The 16,284-nt window shown below is 40.5% G+C and carries 16 protein-coding genes and 1 tRNA gene; 6 read left to right on the forward strand and 11 right to left on the reverse strand.

All coding sequences use genetic code 11. The features are described 5' to 3' along the window. Positions 1 to 77 precede the first annotated feature (77 nt). The 11 genes from dnaB to CFK37_RS19705 all read right to left on the reverse strand — a co-directional run bounded on the left by dnaB (position 78) and on the right by CFK37_RS19705 (position 11,172). Positions 78 to 1,337, reverse strand: coding sequence for a replicative DNA helicase (gene dnaB / locus CFK37_RS19660; protein ID WP_089063461.1), 1,260 nt, complete (start codon positions 1,335 to 1,337; stop codon positions 78 to 80). Beyond that, on the reverse strand, positions 1,324 to 1,659 hold the full coding sequence (locus CFK37_RS19665) for a hypothetical protein (RefSeq protein WP_089063462.1): 336 nt from the start codon (positions 1,657 to 1,659) through the stop codon (positions 1,324 to 1,326). Before CFK37_RS19665 ends, dnaB begins: the two co-directional genes overlap by 14 nt. Next, positions 1,656 to 2,459, reverse strand: a complete 804-nt coding sequence (locus CFK37_RS19670; protein ID WP_089063463.1) for a DnaD domain-containing protein — start codon at positions 2,457 to 2,459, stop codon at positions 1,656 to 1,658. The genes CFK37_RS19665 and CFK37_RS19670 overlap by 4 nt, the downstream gene beginning before the upstream one ends. A 57-nt stretch (positions 2,460 to 2,516) precedes the next feature. Then, complete coding sequence (locus CFK37_RS19675) at positions 2,517 to 2,702, reverse strand: helix-turn-helix domain-containing protein (protein WP_089063464.1); 186 nt, start codon at positions 2,700 to 2,702, stop codon at positions 2,517 to 2,519. Between the two features lie 269 nt (positions 2,703 to 2,971). Continuing rightward, a complete protein-coding gene (locus CFK37_RS19685) occupies positions 2,972 to 4,618 on the reverse strand; it encodes an FMN-binding glutamate synthase family protein (RefSeq protein WP_089063466.1) in 1,647 nt (548 codons plus the stop codon). A gap of 114 nt (positions 4,619 to 4,732) precedes the next feature. Next, positions 4,733 to 4,873, reverse strand: a complete 141-nt coding sequence (locus CFK37_RS20070) for a hypothetical protein (RefSeq protein WP_157724909.1) — start codon at positions 4,871 to 4,873, stop codon at positions 4,733 to 4,735. A 33-nt stretch (positions 4,874 to 4,906) separates the two neighbouring features. Next, positions 4,907 to 4,978, reverse strand: a tRNA-Gln gene (locus CFK37_RS19690). 562 nt (positions 4,979 to 5,540) lie between these two features. Further along, positions 5,541 to 5,978 (reverse strand): endonuclease domain-containing protein, encoded by a 438-nt coding sequence (locus CFK37_RS19695; RefSeq protein WP_425445396.1) that lies wholly within the window; start codon positions 5,976 to 5,978, stop codon positions 5,541 to 5,543. Between the two features lie 147 nt (positions 5,979 to 6,125). Continuing rightward, positions 6,126 to 6,275 (reverse strand): hypothetical protein, encoded by a 150-nt coding sequence (locus CFK37_RS20075; protein WP_157724910.1) that lies wholly within the window; start codon positions 6,273 to 6,275, stop codon positions 6,126 to 6,128. A gap of 225 nt (positions 6,276 to 6,500) precedes the next feature. Beyond that, positions 6,501 to 8,990 (reverse strand): restriction endonuclease-like protein, encoded by a 2,490-nt coding sequence (locus CFK37_RS19700; protein WP_089063467.1) that lies wholly within the window; start codon positions 8,988 to 8,990, stop codon positions 6,501 to 6,503. Beyond that, positions 8,962 to 11,172: an HI_0552 family protein gene (locus tag CFK37_RS19705; protein WP_281251615.1), complete on the reverse strand. Its 2,211-nt coding sequence runs from the start codon at positions 11,170 to 11,172 to the stop codon at positions 8,962 to 8,964. The genes CFK37_RS19700 and CFK37_RS19705 overlap by 29 nt, the downstream gene beginning before the upstream one ends. Before the next feature lie 84 nt (positions 11,173 to 11,256). On the opposite strand from CFK37_RS19705, the gene tnpA (CFK37_RS19710) reads away from it, so the two are divergent. The 6 genes from tnpA (CFK37_RS19710) (at position 11,257) to tnpC (CFK37_RS19735) (ending at position 16,104) form a co-directional block, all read left to right on the forward strand. Next, a complete protein-coding gene (gene tnpA, locus CFK37_RS19710; protein ID WP_089063148.1) occupies positions 11,257 to 11,589 on the forward strand; it encodes an IS66 family insertion sequence element accessory protein TnpA in 333 nt (110 codons plus the stop codon). Next, complete coding sequence (gene tnpB / locus CFK37_RS19715; RefSeq protein ID WP_089063147.1) at positions 11,583 to 11,939, forward strand: IS66 family insertion sequence element accessory protein TnpB; 357 nt, start codon at positions 11,583 to 11,585, stop codon at positions 11,937 to 11,939. Before tnpA (CFK37_RS19710) ends, tnpB (CFK37_RS19715) begins: the two co-directional genes overlap by 7 nt. Positions 11,940 to 12,074: 135 nt before the next feature. Next, positions 12,075 to 13,583, forward strand: a complete 1,509-nt coding sequence (tnpC, locus tag CFK37_RS19720; protein WP_245837402.1) for an IS66 family transposase — start codon at positions 12,075 to 12,077, stop codon at positions 13,581 to 13,583. 194 nt (positions 13,584 to 13,777) lie between these two features. Further along, the gene (tnpA, locus tag CFK37_RS19725) at positions 13,778 to 14,110 is read left to right on the forward strand and encodes an IS66 family insertion sequence element accessory protein TnpA (RefSeq protein ID WP_089063148.1); all 333 of its coding nucleotides are present in this window, start codon (positions 13,778 to 13,780) and stop codon (positions 14,108 to 14,110) included. Next, positions 14,104 to 14,460, forward strand: coding sequence for an IS66 family insertion sequence element accessory protein TnpB (gene tnpB, locus CFK37_RS19730; protein WP_089063147.1), 357 nt, complete (start codon positions 14,104 to 14,106; stop codon positions 14,458 to 14,460). The genes tnpA (CFK37_RS19725) and tnpB (CFK37_RS19730) overlap by 7 nt, the downstream gene beginning before the upstream one ends. A 135-nt stretch (positions 14,461 to 14,595) precedes the next feature. Further along, complete coding sequence (tnpC, locus tag CFK37_RS19735; protein WP_245837402.1) at positions 14,596 to 16,104, forward strand: IS66 family transposase; 1,509 nt, start codon at positions 14,596 to 14,598, stop codon at positions 16,102 to 16,104. Positions 16,105 to 16,284 lie beyond the last annotated feature (180 nt).

The raw sequence follows: 16,284 nt of genomic DNA on the forward strand, positions 1-16,284 counted from the left end.
CTAAGGCTTTCACCATTAGCTCTTGGCAAAAAGCAGGATTTTCTAATAAATCATCAACCTTATTCCAACTCCATCATTCACCCCACCACATTCTCAAACCTCCCATACGATTTATCAAAATTCAACCGCACCGTTCCAGTCGGGCCATTTCGCTGCTTAGCCACTATTACCTCTATTGTTTTGCTGGGTTCCAGACTGTAGTAATCGTCCCGGTACAAAAAGGAAATAACATCCGCATCCTGCTCGATATTGCCTGACTCTCGCAAATCTGACATGAGCGGGCGTTTATTTTGCCGTGATTCAACGCCCCGTGAGAGCTGCGACAGCAATACGATTGGAATGTCCAGCTCCACTGCAAGCAGCTTCAGCTCACGCGTTATTTCCCCAATCTCCAAATCCCGGCGCTCGTGTTTATTTGACGGGGTCATCAGCTGTAAATAGTCAATGAATACGGCGTGACGGCCACCTGGATGTTCACGAACTGCTTTTCGGACTGTTGACCGGATTGTCGCCACAGTCCGGACGTTATCGTACAGATGCAGGTCCCAGGTGGAAATGGCGCCAATTGCCTGTAACGCATGCGCATAATCCTGTTCGGAAAAAATCATGTTGCGCCATTTCTGACTGTTAATAGTCTCTTCCGCTGAGACCATTCGCTGCAGCAATTGCTTCGTGCCCATCTCCAAACTGAAAATCAACGATGTACCACCATTTTTGGCATGACCAGCTGCCATATTCAGTGCAAATGCCGTCTTCCCTACCGATGGCCGTGCCGCAACAATAATCAATTCGCCACGCTGCAGGCCGCCTGTCATATCGTCCAGATCATGAAAGGACGTGCAGAATCCCGATTGTTCATCGGTCGGGAAGCACATGTCATCGGTGATTTCGAGCAGATAGTCATACGCCGTTTTGTCCTGCTGACGCACACCAAGCTCACGGTATTCCGTCAATTGGCTAATCAAAAGGTCAAGCGCTTCATCAGTAGGATTTTCCGCAAACTGCAAGGCACTGGACCTGGACATTCGATTTCGGTACGCATCGAAAATCAGCCGTTCGTACAGCTTCACACGTTCCAGACTAGGTACAGATTCCGCCATTTCTACTAACCTGCTCGATCCCCCAACTGCAGCAAGCGACTCGCCCAACACCGTTACAACAGAAACCAAATCAATGTTATCCCCCGCACCGGCGACCTGCTTCATAGCACGAAAAATCACTTGATGTTCCGCATGATAAAAATGTTCCACCTGCAGTTCCAGATCAGTAAAAAGTGACCCCTCCAAAAGCAACGACCCTAATACAGAAATCTCTGCGTCGAAGTTAGCTAAGCCCATGATTCGTCTTGTCCTTTAATAATTTTGTCAGCTTCTGGTGGAATGCCCGCTTCACTTCGGTTGGAACAGTAGCCGCTTCGGCCCGCCATCTAGTGATATTTTCCAGATGATCGTTACAGACAGGCGGGTACGCAGCAATTTCCGCAAGTGTCGGTGCAAAGGCATGGGCCCCAACATAGGCGGAAAGCTTCTCCATCACGAGGTCGTAATCCATTTGAATCAGCTGTTGAATCAGCAAGTGCGCCTTCTGTTTGGACACCTCGAACTTCGGGTAAATATCACCGATCGTTTCCAGTACGTGAATGGCCTCTTGTTGATTCATAGCCCTGCCTCCGCTCGTAATTCATCGAACACCGACCGCTTACCCGCTGCCGGCTGCTTTCGAAAGGGAATCGTATTATCCCGCATCATTTTCTGCTGTTCATATTTCCAGACATCATCCAGTGACTTCACATTAGCCCCCGCCCACTCCTGCAAAATTTTCTCCAAATAGCGAAACGTCCGCCCATCATGCTTCACCATCAGCTTAATCCCCTCGAGCACCACATCTTCTCCAAGTCTCCGGCACCATTGCAGCAAATCAGTCTTTGTAAGCGGGTTAAGCTTGCCGATGTTTTTCTCGTAAATGGAAACAAGGTTGTCCTCGCGTGTTTCTTCTTCTCTTCTCTCTTGTTTCTCTTTCTGTTTAGGTATGGTCAAGGATTCGCCTGGTGATTGGTCCACGGATTGGTCTTGTAATTGGTCAAGTAATTGGTCCGTGAATTGGCCTGCTGATTGGTCTGATAATTGGTCAAGCGAATGGTCTGTTGATCGGTCAAGAACTCGGTCAGCATTTGGCAAAAGGGAAATCAATTCATAGATCGGCGCCTTCCCTCTTTTGCCATTTTCACACGTAATCAGCCCTTCCTCCATAAGGATCTTCCGCGCATCCAAAATCCCCTGCTTCGATAAGCCTGATAATTGTCCAACAACCGCATTCGGCGCATTGAACTGTTTTTTCCACCCAGCAGCATTATTCATGCTCATCAGTGTATACCATAAAACAATTGCCCCAGCCGTAAGCTCATTCATAAGTAACCTGTCCCTAAACGCATTCAACTCTTTAATATAATTCATCATCATTTCCCTCTCCGGTATGTAAAATAGTTGATAACTGAAAGCACAACAAACCCACGTATATTAAATACGCAGGCTGGAATACTCTTGATCCTGAATCCACAGGCTAATTGATTCTTTTGTAAACAAAATGCGCGTCCCAATCTTCAGGTGCGGAATCTGCTTTTCTTTCACCAATGCATATATCGTATCCGTATGCACCCCAAGAAAATCCGCAACCTCTTTCACCGTCATTGTCTGCCTTTCCATGCAAAAAACCCCCTTCTACAAGATGAAAGTGAAGTCTACCGGAATGAATCAGGTAATATCACCCTCTATTATGTATAATCGTAAGTAAGGGGTCATTAGGGGGCATAAAAGTTGAAAATAATTTAAAAAATTTTTTATCAATGAAAAAAACATCCTTTTCCTTGGTGACACAAGTAGCCAACCATAAAGAAAAATGATGTTTTCTTTCGTTCCATACTATTTTTTTAAGGTGACCAAATCCCATTTGCGATTTGGTCATGCTGCAAGGATTACATTTCCTGTGAAAGATCCGTGGATAGTTGATCAAGTCGCTGAATTCCAGTTTTCACTTGTTTTTCAATGGCGTCATACACTTCATCGAGTGAGCGGGTAACTCCTTGCCCATCCTTAAATACAATATGTTCCGGTTTTAAATGAACAGGAGAGTCGATTCCGACAGCAGCTGCGACCCGGAAAAGACCTTTTCTCATCGTAAGAAGATAATTCGCAACACGATATTTTTTCTCATCGATAACAAGTGCGTTTTGCAGTTCTGGATCGGTTGTTGCCACGCCTACTGGACATGCATTCGAATGACACTTTAGCGTTTGTATACAACCAACAGAGAACATAAATCCGCGGGCGATATTGACAAGATCGGCTCCCATGGCGATTGCTACGGCAACCTTATCAGGTGTTTCCAATTTTCCAGACGCAATGATTTTCACGCGATCCCGAACACCATAATGACGCAGGGTGGCATCGACAATTGGCAGCGCTGATTTGATGGGCAATCCAACGCTTTCCATTAGCTCCTGGTAGGAAGCGCCTGTTCCGCCTTCCCCGCCATCAACGGTAATATGATCAGGTCCCTTCCCGGTTTCCTTCATATATTTCGCAAGCTCAACGATACTATTATTACGACCGACGACCACTTTTATGCCAACGGGTCTGCCTGTATGCTCACGAATGCGCTCAATAAAATCAAGCAGCGAAGGCACGTCGGTAAACTGGTTAAAGCGGTTTGGACTCTCAATGGAATGATAGGCTTTCACCTTCCGAATATCAGCGATTTCCGGGGTCACTTTCTCCGCATCCACATGGCCACCACGCTGTTTCGCCCCTTGAGCCAATTTGAGTTCAAACGCTTTAATCCGGCCCATATCACTTTTCCTTTTTAATTCATCCCAGTCGAAATTTCCATCCTCGTCGCGAAATCCGAAGAGACCCGAACCGATTTGCTGAAAAATATCCACGTCGCCCTTCAAGTGATACGGCGATAATCCGCCCTCACCAGTGTTCATCCATGTTCCCTTCGCAATCCCTAAACCTTCCGAGAGTGCTGTTATCGCACGATCACCCAATGCCCCGAAACTCATGGCGGATTGGCCGACCAGACTTTTGACAACAAAAGGATGCCTCGTATTCGGTCCAATCACCACTGCATCATCATCATGCAATAAATAAGCAAGTGTATTGCTGTCCTCCCACTTTTCCTTCCTTTGCCCAAACAGAGAATCCCTTAATAAAATATATTTCTTGGTATTTATTTTCGTATCCCTGTCCATTTTCATTTCCTCGGTTTGTTTTGGAAACATGGTATTGGCAATATAGTAGCCTTCCTGGTCAAAGTTACGTTCAGAACCAAATCCTAAAACTTCCCGCTGGTATTTTGCACTCTTGATCACATTTTCATATTCCACCCGGGAAAATGGCTTTCCCTCCGTGTCACTGTTAAACCAGTATTGCCTCATTTCTGGGCCAATCTTTTCCAAAAAATATCTCACCCTGCCAAGCACAGGGAAGTTGCGTAATATCGGATGCTGCTTCTGCTTGCGATCAGATGACAGTAACACTAGTACGGTAATCACTACGGCTAGAATAGCCACTACTAAAATGACAAATCCAATAATGACTAGGTATTCCGCTAAATTCATGGTGGAGGCCCCCCTTTTTCGTGTAATATTGGTGTTGAGAAATTATGATGCTGATAGAATGAACCGTAAGGACGGCCCAAATAAACCAAGGACTGTAATTGGTAACAATACCCGTTAGTCCTTAGCTTCCTGCTGCCTTTCCCATTCAGCCCGTTTACTTTCCGCGACATCCACGGGATTTAATTTCTGTTCGTCCTTCGATCTTGTTGTCGGCCTTACTTCCTCACCATGTTCAGTGAATAACCTCTTTTTCATGGTAATCTCACCTCCGAATAACTACTTATGTAACTGGTCTAGCTGGATTCGAACCAACGAATCACGGGATCAAAACCCGATGCCTTACCGCTTGGCTATAGACCAATGAATGAAACCTCTACTATATCCTTTGCTGAAATGTCTGAGATTATACAAAGTTTGTGGGACGGAGGGACAGGTTTATTGTCCCAGGTCACTGAAAAAGTTAACTATAGCACAAAATGTGTGGATCTTTCACCGCATCTTGAATATACTTCGCTTTCCGCGTGCGAGTGTCGAGTCTCCTTGCCCCGACAAGGGGTAGCCGACGTTGCCCGCAAAGGGCGGTTTTAGTCGGGCCTCATTAACTGCCGTCCTCCGGGGTCTCGCCGATCTCTCACTTCCCGCAGGACAAGGAAAGCTCCCCTGAATAGGCATCGCACGAAGAAAAAGTGCTTTCCTTTTTCGAGGAGTCTTCGTATATTCAAGATGCTAAGTGAAGGTGGAAATTAAATTTTTAAATCCATCATTTTTTCAGTAGACCGGACAGGTGGCTGAAGTTATTTTTCTAACTGAAAATTTACCATTGAAAATGACATCCTATGAAAGAAAACATCCTTCAAAATAAGTAATTACTATTTATAGAATAGGACGGTACATTTCAATGGCCATTAACCATACTTTACTATTAATCAGTATTTATCTTTTCCTCAATGGCGCTTATAACTTTAGGCATGCTTTTATTTATTCTGCTTCCTGAGAACCTGAGAACACTCCAGCCATGTTTTCTCAAGTAATTATTTTTTCTTCTGTCGTGCGCTTTTTGAGCAGGTGTTGAATGGAACGCTTTACCATCACATTCAATAGCTAGGTTAAATACTGGTAACGTCAAATCTATTCTATATTTCCCACAAGGTACCTGTGTTTTTACATCATGCCCTCTAAAAGTCAGAGCATCATATAATCGGTACTCTATGGGGCTTTCACATTTCATTCTTTCATAATCAACCGGCACTTCAACGCTAACCGGGGAAGGATCTCTAATAAGTGAAATAGTATAATAAAGCGGAATAACAATAAATATTAATAAGAAAGCAAGCATCCCAAATGTATCCAATGTCAACACCTCAACATCAGAATTCACATTAACTTGACGTTTGATACATTAACCGCCTAAACCTGACCTTTTAATATAAAAAAGAATGAACCCGCACCCAGGTCCATCCTTTAAGATATAAATCTATTATTCTATATTTTTGTGCAGCGATTTATTTCAACAATGATATCCTTCTTTTTCCCATTGCTTAACTTTTTCTAACATGGATTTATGGCGTTTTTGTTCTCTGGTTTCCCCTTCCCACTTAGTAATTTTCTTTGATTTAAGCATGTTTTGATTACGTTCATTCATTTTTTTGCCCGACATATTGAATTACCTCCATTAATGGGTCATTGTTACTTATATATTGTACAATCGAAGACAAATCCAACACAACATCGGGTTATGTGGGTTGATTAGCTGATATAACATCATTCTTTTGTATGTATTCTTTTATTTCATCGTGTGGTCCAAACTCAGTTTTACAGGATCTGATAAAACTTGGACCAGACTCCAAACAACTTACTTGTTTCGATTGAAATGTGCTTAATGTTAAACCATTTCAATAATCTGTCTGAACACGCCCGAAGGATTCTTCATTAATTCATTCATTGAAATTATTTCAACAATATTATCTCCGTTTATTTCTAGTTTTTTATCATCTGTTAACTTAAATTTCATTCCAAGAATATTAAAGTACTGAACCTTTCTAGCCTTATCCAAGTACAGATCATTAAGTTCAACGGTTACTTGGGAAGATATCCTTCTCAACATTTTCCATAATTTTATTTCTTCAGGTGTTCTCATAAATAATTCCGGTAATTCCCTAGCTTCTCGAACATTAGCTAGAGTAGTCATCATATAGTGTTTTATACCATAGTTCACTGGTTTAATCGTCTTTTCAATTGATTCCCATGCCTTAATTTTAATAACAGCATAGTCAACTGTATCCTCACCAAGATCTAGTTCCTTTTTAATGAAATCCACCTTTTCAACAGTATCAAGCTGTGAAACCCCCGCTTGTTCTCTAAACTTCTTTTTAGGAAGATATAGCCCTACATATCGTGCTTCCTGCCAGCCACTTTTAAGATACGACAATGGTATTATAAATCTTTTATTCTGAATAAAATCCTGATATACGTCCTTATTTTCTACTTTTCCTATCAATACTTTTTCCTCTGATGAGGATTGCCATTCCTGTAATGTACCTTTGGGAAGCAGCCCTTCTTCTTGTAATTCCTCTGGGCTTTTTTCTATTAACCTTTCAATAAACTGCTCAACCAATCGAGTACTGTTAGGAAGAAAAGGAAATCCACCAATGTTTACATCATTAATACTTTTATAAAAATGATGCGTTTTGTATTCCTCCTCACCAAACCAGGGGAATAAAACATATGCACCAAATGCATACCGCTCAAACGGCCCATCCTCCCTTGATACAAGTGCATCTCTATATCGGTGCATTGTATTAATATCTTCTTCCAAAGGGCCAGGTTGTTTATATCTGTTTTTATAGTAACTACCTTCTGTTGCAAAATCTATACGGTACTTTGCGTCAAAAATGTAGTGGTAAGAATAGTCTTTCCCCCTTTTTTCAATGCCTAGCATGGAATCAGGCTTTTGGGAAACTGTAGGCAAATTTTGGTCAACCTTTTGAAAGTGTAAGGTAATCTTTTCATTCGTAATGGGGTGTTTAAATACTCTCTTTGCTGATGCAGATTGATCAAGCTGGACAAACAGACCATCACGTCTAACCTTAATAATATCCTGACTAATCATAGGATATTTGAAACCTAGTATTTGTCCTAATTTAATAAACGTCCAATATTCATAAAGTGTGGCTACGTCTTTAACAAACATGTTATATAGTTGACCATGAAGAATAAGTCCACGGGATACTGTTAAATAAATTTGGTACGCGTCACGGTACCCTGGAGCCATTTGCATCACTAAACTCATAACAGAGCGTTTTAACTGACTTATCTGACGCCAGAACGATGACTTAATTCTTCTATCAAGTTCAAATTTCATCTCATTTATTTTAGTTAATAAATCTTCATTCATAGCTTGTTGATAAGGATGATTTGAAGCTTGGATAGTTTTCTGAAGATGTTCTAGCTTATTAACTAATCGCTTCATCATCCACTTCACAAACTGATTTTCCAATGTATCATATGATAGTTGTTTCTTTACATTTAGTCCATGGCTTGGCATCACGTTTTGCTTACTAAGTTTAATACCATTGTGTACTTGTTGAAATAACTGAGCATGCTTCCTTAGAAAATTCCGTCCAGTTGAATCTACTTTTTTTAATTGGTCTCCACGAACTCTTCTATAAGTTGTTTCCAAATGATGATGCGGTTGTCTTTCAATTACATTAATCGACTTTATTAGTCGTTTAAAGTGAGCATTAAATAATCGATAAAATTCAGACCAAGAGGGCTGTGAAGTAAAGGAAGTAGTAGATCCTAAAAATGTCTTTTTAATAAAATGAAATGCAAGGTTATATACTTCTTCATTAACCTCATCTAACAATTTCTTATAGTCCTGTTTATAATTCAGTTTAACCGGGAATATCTCCATGGTCACTTTCAACAAAATTCTATCTTCTTCATGAATTTCAAAAGTGGAATATCCAACTTCATTTTGAAATTTTAGATTACCCATAAGGAGTTGGTGAGGATGGCTACCGACTGTAGTGACTGCTTTTTGCAAACTAGGTTGTTCATGGTAAAAGGACAATTCCTGCCCATTTTTTGGTGTTACAACTAACTGATAAACTCGATTCTCGAAAAAGATAGGCGGAACTTCTGTAAGATTATTTAACTTCCCCTTCTTTAAATCATAAACTAACGTAGTTTTAATGTTTTCACCAGAAACGCTCATGTTCATTGTTTCATCTGATTGAATCATTTGATAGTTTCGCAAGCCCTTATACCGTTCATGATAGGGTTTTCCTTTAATGTATAAATAAAAGTCATCCGTCTCAATAACAACTAATTCTGCATCATCATTACCCGATCCAGAAGGAAGTAAAGCCATCTGATTGTCCCCTCCCCAACATTTCATGAATTTTCTTGGCTGACTTAGGATATTTAGCATTTTTAATAACTTCTGCTTGGTTATCAGGTTCAATTTCTTCAAATTGGTGACTGGTACAAAATTGATATAGTCCCTTGAGCACTTCAAATGCCTGTGTTTCACTAGCTGTAATTCGTGGTAAGATCTTCTGATGCAACTGATAATCAAAGGCTTTATCAAACTTCATTAGGTACCTGCTATAAATTAAATAAAAGCAAATTTCATCTCGGACCCTATAGCCAATATGCGCCTGAATTGGTGATAACAATTCATTAATTTCAATCAGTCTTTCGGTAACATCATGAATAATACTTTTATGTTTACTATAAGCATCCTTCAAATATAAAAACTGTGACTGGATTCGTTCATTATTTAGAAGCTTAGGTTGCGCCTCGTCATTACTATCTGGAAACAAAAAGTGGTCTAACTTCACTTCATTAAATTCAATTGTGTTTGCACGATCTAACACTTTTTTACTAAATGGGTGTGTAGTCTCGTCCATGTTTACTGTACCGATAATGTATAAGTTTGGTGGAATATTTAGTCTATCTTGTAGTTGTTCTTCAGGCAATATAGCTGTAGTGACAATTTCTCCTTCTTCCCACTTTCTACTTTCCATAACACTTAAAAAGTCACTGAAATAATACTCTACCCTTGCTAAATTCATCTCATCTAACACAACAAAGTATGGATTATCTTTGTCATTAGAGGCATTCTGTATTATTTTTGTTAAAGGCCCAGGCTGGAAGTCTCCTTTTATATCTACGTAGCCAAGCAAATCTGACCCATCGCTCCAGTCAGGACGTACAGGTATAAGTTTGTAACGACCATTATCATCCGTTGCACCTAAGCTTTCAGCAAACAATTCGACAATTTTTGTTTTGCCAGTGCCAGATATAATAACAAAAGGTTTTGTTCTAAGGGATAAAAATAAGTTTTTTATCTCTTCAATCCTGTAGAAAAATCCCTTCATAGAGATGTAATTATGTATGTGGGAAACAATTTCTTCTTGTGAGAGATTTATATATCCATTTTGGTAGTCCTTTATTTTATTCCCAAGCATTAAATTTTCCACAAAGTTAAAACCCTTCTCAGGAATTTCTAATATCGTATTGGAACTCAAAGCAGCCTTGTTCTGTATGCCTAAACTTAATAAAAAATCATTTTCTTTATACCTAACAGGTTGTTCTAGGGAGAAACTCCAACTTACTCCTATTCTTTGTTTCCAGGCACCCCCATTCACACTTAAATATTTAGATGGGTTTTCCTCGTTATAAAAGTTCCTTATTACCTCCCCATAACCAAGAAATCCCTTTTCCCCAGTATAAGCTACAACTATATCTCCTTTTGAAATTTGTTTTGCTAGACTAACATTCCTAGTTATTGATGCCTGATTTTCTTTTCCTTTTTCATATTGCATTGCAGCATAGCTATTTTTTTGGGATTCTTTCCACACTGATGTATTTTGTGAATAATATGTATTATATAGCCAGTATCGCTTAAAGTTTCTTCTATCAGTTTTTTCATATAACCATTTTAATTCACTTATTCCTTTTAATATTTCTTCCGCTGGATCTAGCTCAGCTATTTGCTCTTTTGAATATAGTAATCCAACTCTTATCCAATCTGTGGCGGATTGTTTAAGAAATTTTGTCATAGTTATCTGGGTTTCTTGGTTGTTTAAAAAATTCTCTAGTGTTATATAATCGTCATTATCTTCTTGTTCTGACGTCCAAATGCTATACTGTGATTTTTTGATATTTTGTAATCTAATCCAATCATGTAAATGATTAATCCAATTATTATGATCCTCTAAGGTATTAGAAGAGTCTTTACCTTTATAGTTGTGCCACTCTAGATATACTCTTAAATTATTTTTATTAATCATTACAGCAATACAAGAGGAAGAATCAAGTCTATCTTCAAGTTTAATTCTTGTCCAAAATCTCTTTGATAAACTTCCACTATTTTGCCAGTTCTCGGTCCCCGCAACAATTAATCTATTCGAATCAGACAACTTTAGTGAATTTCTGACTAACGTTGCCCATTGTTTCCAGGCATTCTTATATTCTTTCTTGGTCTCTTGTGCATTAGGTCTTTCCAGTCTATATATGAAATCATCTCTATCAAAAACATTAAATATGGGTAAGCGTCAAATAGAACCCACATATTAATTTTTAGTCTGTCATGCGATAATCTTCTTATCAATTAAATGGGAGGTTATGCAATGACTTTAAAGGACAAAAGAATAGAATGGAAATTACGTTTTGATGCCTGGAAAGAAAGTGGATTGAGTATAGCTAAGTGGTGCCGGGAACATAAACTTAACGAACCTCAAATGTATTACTGGGTTCAGAAATTCGAGCGTGAGATAAAATCTCCTGATCAGGAAACATCTGATACGCAGTGGCTGACAGTCGACATGAAAGATGAGCCAGCACAGATTTCTAGTCAAGAACCCGTGTTTATTCACTTCGGTACCATTTCTGTTGAAGTACGCCCCGGTGCCAATATGGGACTGTTATCCGATGTCGTACAAATCCTACAAAATCAATGCTAACAAATTCTCAGTTTGAACGTGTTTATATAGCCCGTGGCAATACAGATCTTCGCAAATCGATTGATGGACTAGCGGTCATTGTGAAAGAATGCTTTGAACTTGATCCCTTTTCTCCTTGCTTGTTCGTCTTCTGCAATCGAAAACGTGATAAGTTAAAAATTCTTCAGTGGGAGCACAATGGTTTTTGGCTTCATTACCGAAGGTTAGAACGCGGGACATTCCATTGGCCTTCTGAAAAGGAGGCCACACCACTGCATATAAGTCAACGCCAACTTCGTTGGCTGTTGGATGGCTTACCCATTGAACAAAGACAAGCACATCGGGAAGTGAAGGCGCGCACCATACTTTAGATAAAAAATCTATTAAAATATGGAATCCGACTAGTCAGGGCGGGTTCTTTTTCGTATAATTATTTTATGAAGAATACGGAGCAAACATCAAACGACACAATTGAATTTTACATAGAGCGCAACGAAAAGCTTGAGATGGAAAAGGAAGAGCTGGAGGCAAAAATAAAATGGTATGAGGAGCAGTTTCGTCTAAGCCAGCAACGTCAATTCGGTTCATCCAGTGAGAAAACCAATCCAGATCAACTCTCCCTTTTCAACGAAGCTGAGGCTTCAGCTGACTCAACAGTTGAAGAACCGACTATTGAAATCATTACATATAAACGAAAGAAACAGCGTGGCCAACGTGATGGAAAGCTTGAAAACCTGCCTTCGGAAACGATTGAATATCGTTTACCAACTGGGGAACAGGCTTGTTCGTGTTGCGGTGGTGAACTGCATGAAATGAGTACCGAAGTACGCAGGGAGATAGAAATTATCCCTGCACAAGCAAAAGTAAAGAAGCATGTTCGCTATGTTTATAGTTGCCGTCACTGTGAACGCAATGAAATTGAGACACCGATTGTAACAGCAATTGCACCTGCGCCTGTTTATCCGGGGAGCTTGGCTTCCCCGTCAGCTATGGCTTATACGATGACGCAAAAATATGTAGAAAGCATGCCGTTATACCGGCAAGAGAAACATTTAGAACGTTTCGGACTGTCTATCTCACGTCAGACTCTAGCAAATTGGATTGTATACGGCGCAAATACTTGGCTTAATCTCATTTACGATGAAATGTATGTACATCTCTTGAGACAGGATATTGTTCATGCGGACGAAACGACCTTGCAGGTTCTTTCCGAACCAGAGCGCCCTGCCACTTCAACTTCCTACATATGGATGTATCGTACAGGAAGAGAAGGTCCACCAATTATCATGTATGACTATCAGCAAACCCGTGCTAGCAAACACCCGAGGCGTTTTCTAGAAAACTTCCATGGATATTTGCATGTGGATGGGTATGCTGGATACAACGGAATTGCCGATGTAACCTTGGTTGGCTGCTGGGCGCACGCACGTCGCAAATTTACAGAAGCCTTAAAGGCGCTCCCTGAATCCGCGAGTACTTCTGCCGTTAAAGGCAAGGAAGGCTTGGCATTTTGTAACCAACTTTTTCAAATTGAACGTGATCTAAAGGACGTCAGTCCTGTAGAACGTTATGAGCAAAGATTAGAACGTAGCCAGCCAGTGCTGGAGGCTTTTTCAGCATGGCTTCGTGAACAAACACCACGTGTTCTGCCAAAAAGTGCACTTGGTCAAGCAATCAAATATTGTCGTAACCAATGGGATCGTTTGGGGTCATTTATGAAGGACGGCCGTTTGGAAATAGATAATAACCGTGGAGAACGCTCTATCAAGCCTTTCGTAATCGGCCGCAAAAACTGGCTTTTTAGCAATACCGCAAAAGGAGCTAAGTCTAGTGCGATAATATATAGCGTTGTCGAGACAGCCAAGGAAAATGGATTAAATCCATTTAACTATCTCAGCTATCTGTTCGAGACACTTCCCAATGTTGATACGACAGATAAAAATAACTTGGTTCAGTTGCTGCCATGGTCACCAACAATTCCAATGGAATGTCGCGTTCCAAATAAATCTAAATAAATCATATACAAAATCCCCATCTGATAACAGGTGGGGATTATTTGACGCTTACAAATATGGAATCAATCTCATTCATATAAATCAATCCCCGTATATTATGTTTACTATTTATGTAAGCGTCAAATAGAACCCACATATTAATTTTTAGTCTGTCATGCGATAATCTTCTTATCAATTAAATGGGAGGTTATGCAATGACTTTAAAGGACAAAAGAATAGAATGGAAATTACGTTTTGATGCCTGGAAAGAAAGTGGATTGAGTATAGCTAAGTGGTGCCGGGAACATAAACTTAACGAACCTCAAATGTATTACTGGGTTCAGAAATTCGAGCGTGAGATAAAATCTCCTGATCAGGAAACATCTGATACGCAGTGGCTGACAGTCGACATGAAAGATGAGCCAGCACAGATTTCTAGTCAAGAACCCGTGTTTATTCACTTCGGTACCATTTCTGTTGAAGTACGCCCCGGTGCCAATATGGGACTGTTATCCGATGTCGTACAAATCCTACAAAATCAATGCTAACAAATTCTCAGTTTGAACGTGTTTATATAGCCCGTGGCAATACAGATCTTCGCAAATCGATTGATGGACTAGCGGTCATTGTGAAAGAATGCTTTGAACTTGATCCCTTTTCTCCTTGCTTGTTCGTCTTCTGCAATCGAAAACGTGATAAGTTAAAAATTCTTCAGTGGGAGCACAATGGTTTTTGGCTTCATTACCGAAGGTTAGAACGCGGGACATTCCATTGGCCTTCTGAAAAGGAGGCCACACCACTGCATATAAGTCAACGCCAACTTCGTTGGCTGTTGGATGGCTTACCCATTGAACAAAGACAAGCACATCGGGAAGTGAAGGCGCGCACCATACTTTAGATAAAAAATCTATTAAAATATGGAATCCGACTAGTCAGGGCGGGTTCTTTTTCGTATAATTATTTTATGAAGAATACGGAGCAAACATCAAACGACACAATTGAATTTTACATAGAGCGCAACGAAAAGCTTGAGATGGAAAAGGAAGAGCTGGAGGCAAAAATAAAATGGTATGAGGAGCAGTTTCGTCTAAGCCAGCAACGTCAATTCGGTTCATCCAGTGAGAAAACCAATCCAGATCAACTCTCCCTTTTCAACGAAGCTGAGGCTTCAGCTGACTCAACAGTTGAAGAACCGACTATTGAAATCATTACATATAAACGAAAGAAACAGCGTGGCCAACGTGATGGAAAGCTTGAAAACCTGCCTTCGGAAACGATTGAATATCGTTTACCAACTGGGGAACAGGCTTGTTCGTGTTGCGGTGGTGAACTGCATGAAATGAGTACCGAAGTACGCAGGGAGATAGAAATTATCCCTGCACAAGCAAAAGTAAAGAAGCATGTTCGCTATGTTTATAGTTGCCGTCACTGTGAACGCAATGAAATTGAGACACCGATTGTAACAGCAATTGCACCTGCGCCTGTTTATCCGGGGAGCTTGGCTTCCCCGTCAGCTATGGCTTATACGATGACGCAAAAATATGTAGAAAGCATGCCGTTATACCGGCAAGAGAAACATTTAGAACGTTTCGGACTGTCTATCTCACGTCAGACTCTAGCAAATTGGATTGTATACGGCGCAAATACTTGGCTTAATCTCATTTACGATGAAATGTATGTACATCTCTTGAGACAGGATATTGTTCATGCGGACGAAACGACCTTGCAGGTTCTTTCCGAACCAGAGCGCCCTGCCACTTCAACTTCCTACATATGGATGTATCGTACAGGAAGAGAAGGTCCACCAATTATCATGTATGACTATCAGCAAACCCGTGCTAGCAAACACCCGAGGCGTTTTCTAGAAAACTTCCATGGATATTTGCATGTGGATGGGTATGCTGGATACAACGGAATTGCCGATGTAACCTTGGTTGGCTGCTGGGCGCACGCACGTCGCAAATTTACAGAAGCCTTAAAGGCGCTCCCTGAATCCGCGAGTACTTCTGCCGTTAAAGGCAAGGAAGGCTTGGCATTTTGTAACCAACTTTTTCAAATTGAACGTGATCTAAAGGACGTCAGTCCTGTAGAACGTTATGAGCAAAGATTAGAACGTAGCCAGCCAGTGCTGGAGGCTTTTTCAGCATGGCTTCGTGAACAAACACCACGTGTTCTGCCAAAAAGTGCACTTGGTCAAGCAATCAAATATTGTCGTAACCAATGGGATCGTTTGGGGTCATTTATGAAGGACGGCCGTTTGGAAATAGATAATAACCGTGGAGAACGCTCTATCAAGCCTTTCGTAATCGGCCGCAAAAACTGGCTTTTTAGCAATACCGCAAAAGGAGCTAAGTCTAGTGCGATAATATATAGCGTTGTCGAGACAGCCAAGGAAAATGGATTAAATCCATTTAACTATCTCAGCTATCTGTTCGAGACACTTCCCAATGTTGATACGACAGATAAAAATAACTTGGTTCAGTTGCTGCCATGGTCACCAACAATTCCAATGGAATGTCGCGTTCCAAATAAATCTAAATAAATCATATACAAAATCCCCATCTGATAACAGGTGGGGATTATTTGACGCTTACGTTGATACGACAGATAAAAATAACTTGGTTCAGTTGCTGCCATGGTCACCAACAATTCCAATGGAATGTCGCGTTCCAAATAAATCTAAATAAATCATATACAAAATCCCCATCTGATAACAGGTGGG

The sequence above is a fragment of the Virgibacillus phasianinus genome (assembly GCF_002216775.1).
Taxonomy (GTDB): Bacteria; Bacillota; Bacilli; order Bacillales; family Amphibacillaceae; genus Virgibacillus_F; species Virgibacillus_F phasianinus.

Excerpts from the sequence above, each read along its gene's own strand:
- tnpA (WP_089063148.1), top strand. The coding sequence starts at position 11,257 with ATGACTTTAAAGGACAAAAGAATAGAATGGAAATTACGTTTTGATGCC.
- tnpC (WP_245837402.1), top strand. The coding sequence starts at position 12,075 with ATGGAAAAGGAAGAGCTGGAGGCAAAAATAAAATGGTATGAGGAGCAG.
- tnpB (WP_089063147.1), top strand. The coding sequence starts at position 11,583 with ATGCTAACAAATTCTCAGTTTGAACGTGTTTATATAGCCCGTGGCAAT.
- CFK37_RS19675 (WP_089063464.1), bottom strand. The coding sequence starts at position 2,702 with ATGGAAAGGCAGACAATGACGGTGAAAGAGGTTGCGGATTTTCTTGGG.
- CFK37_RS19685 (WP_089063466.1), bottom strand. The coding sequence starts at position 4,618 with ATGAATTTAGCGGAATACCTAGTCATTATTGGATTTGTCATTTTAGTA.
- CFK37_RS20075 (WP_157724910.1), bottom strand. The coding sequence starts at position 6,275 with ATGTCGGGCAAAAAAATGAATGAACGTAATCAAAACATGCTTAAATCA.
- tnpC (WP_245837402.1), top strand. The coding sequence starts at position 14,596 with ATGGAAAAGGAAGAGCTGGAGGCAAAAATAAAATGGTATGAGGAGCAG.
- CFK37_RS20070 (WP_157724909.1), bottom strand. The coding sequence starts at position 4,873 with ATGAAAAAGAGGTTATTCACTGAACATGGTGAGGAAGTAAGGCCGACA.
- dnaB (WP_089063461.1), bottom strand. The coding sequence starts at position 1,337 with ATGGGCTTAGCTAACTTCGACGCAGAGATTTCTGTATTAGGGTCGTTG.
- CFK37_RS19665 (WP_089063462.1), bottom strand. The coding sequence starts at position 1,659 with ATGAATCAACAAGAGGCCATTCACGTACTGGAAACGATCGGTGATATT.
- tnpA (WP_089063148.1), top strand. The coding sequence starts at position 13,778 with ATGACTTTAAAGGACAAAAGAATAGAATGGAAATTACGTTTTGATGCC.
- tnpB (WP_089063147.1), top strand. The coding sequence starts at position 14,104 with ATGCTAACAAATTCTCAGTTTGAACGTGTTTATATAGCCCGTGGCAAT.
- CFK37_RS19670 (WP_089063463.1), bottom strand. The coding sequence starts at position 2,459 with ATGATGATGAATTATATTAAAGAGTTGAATGCGTTTAGGGACAGGTTA.
- CFK37_RS19700 (WP_089063467.1), bottom strand. The coding sequence starts at position 8,990 with ATGGCTTTACTTCCTTCTGGATCGGGTAATGATGATGCAGAATTAGTT.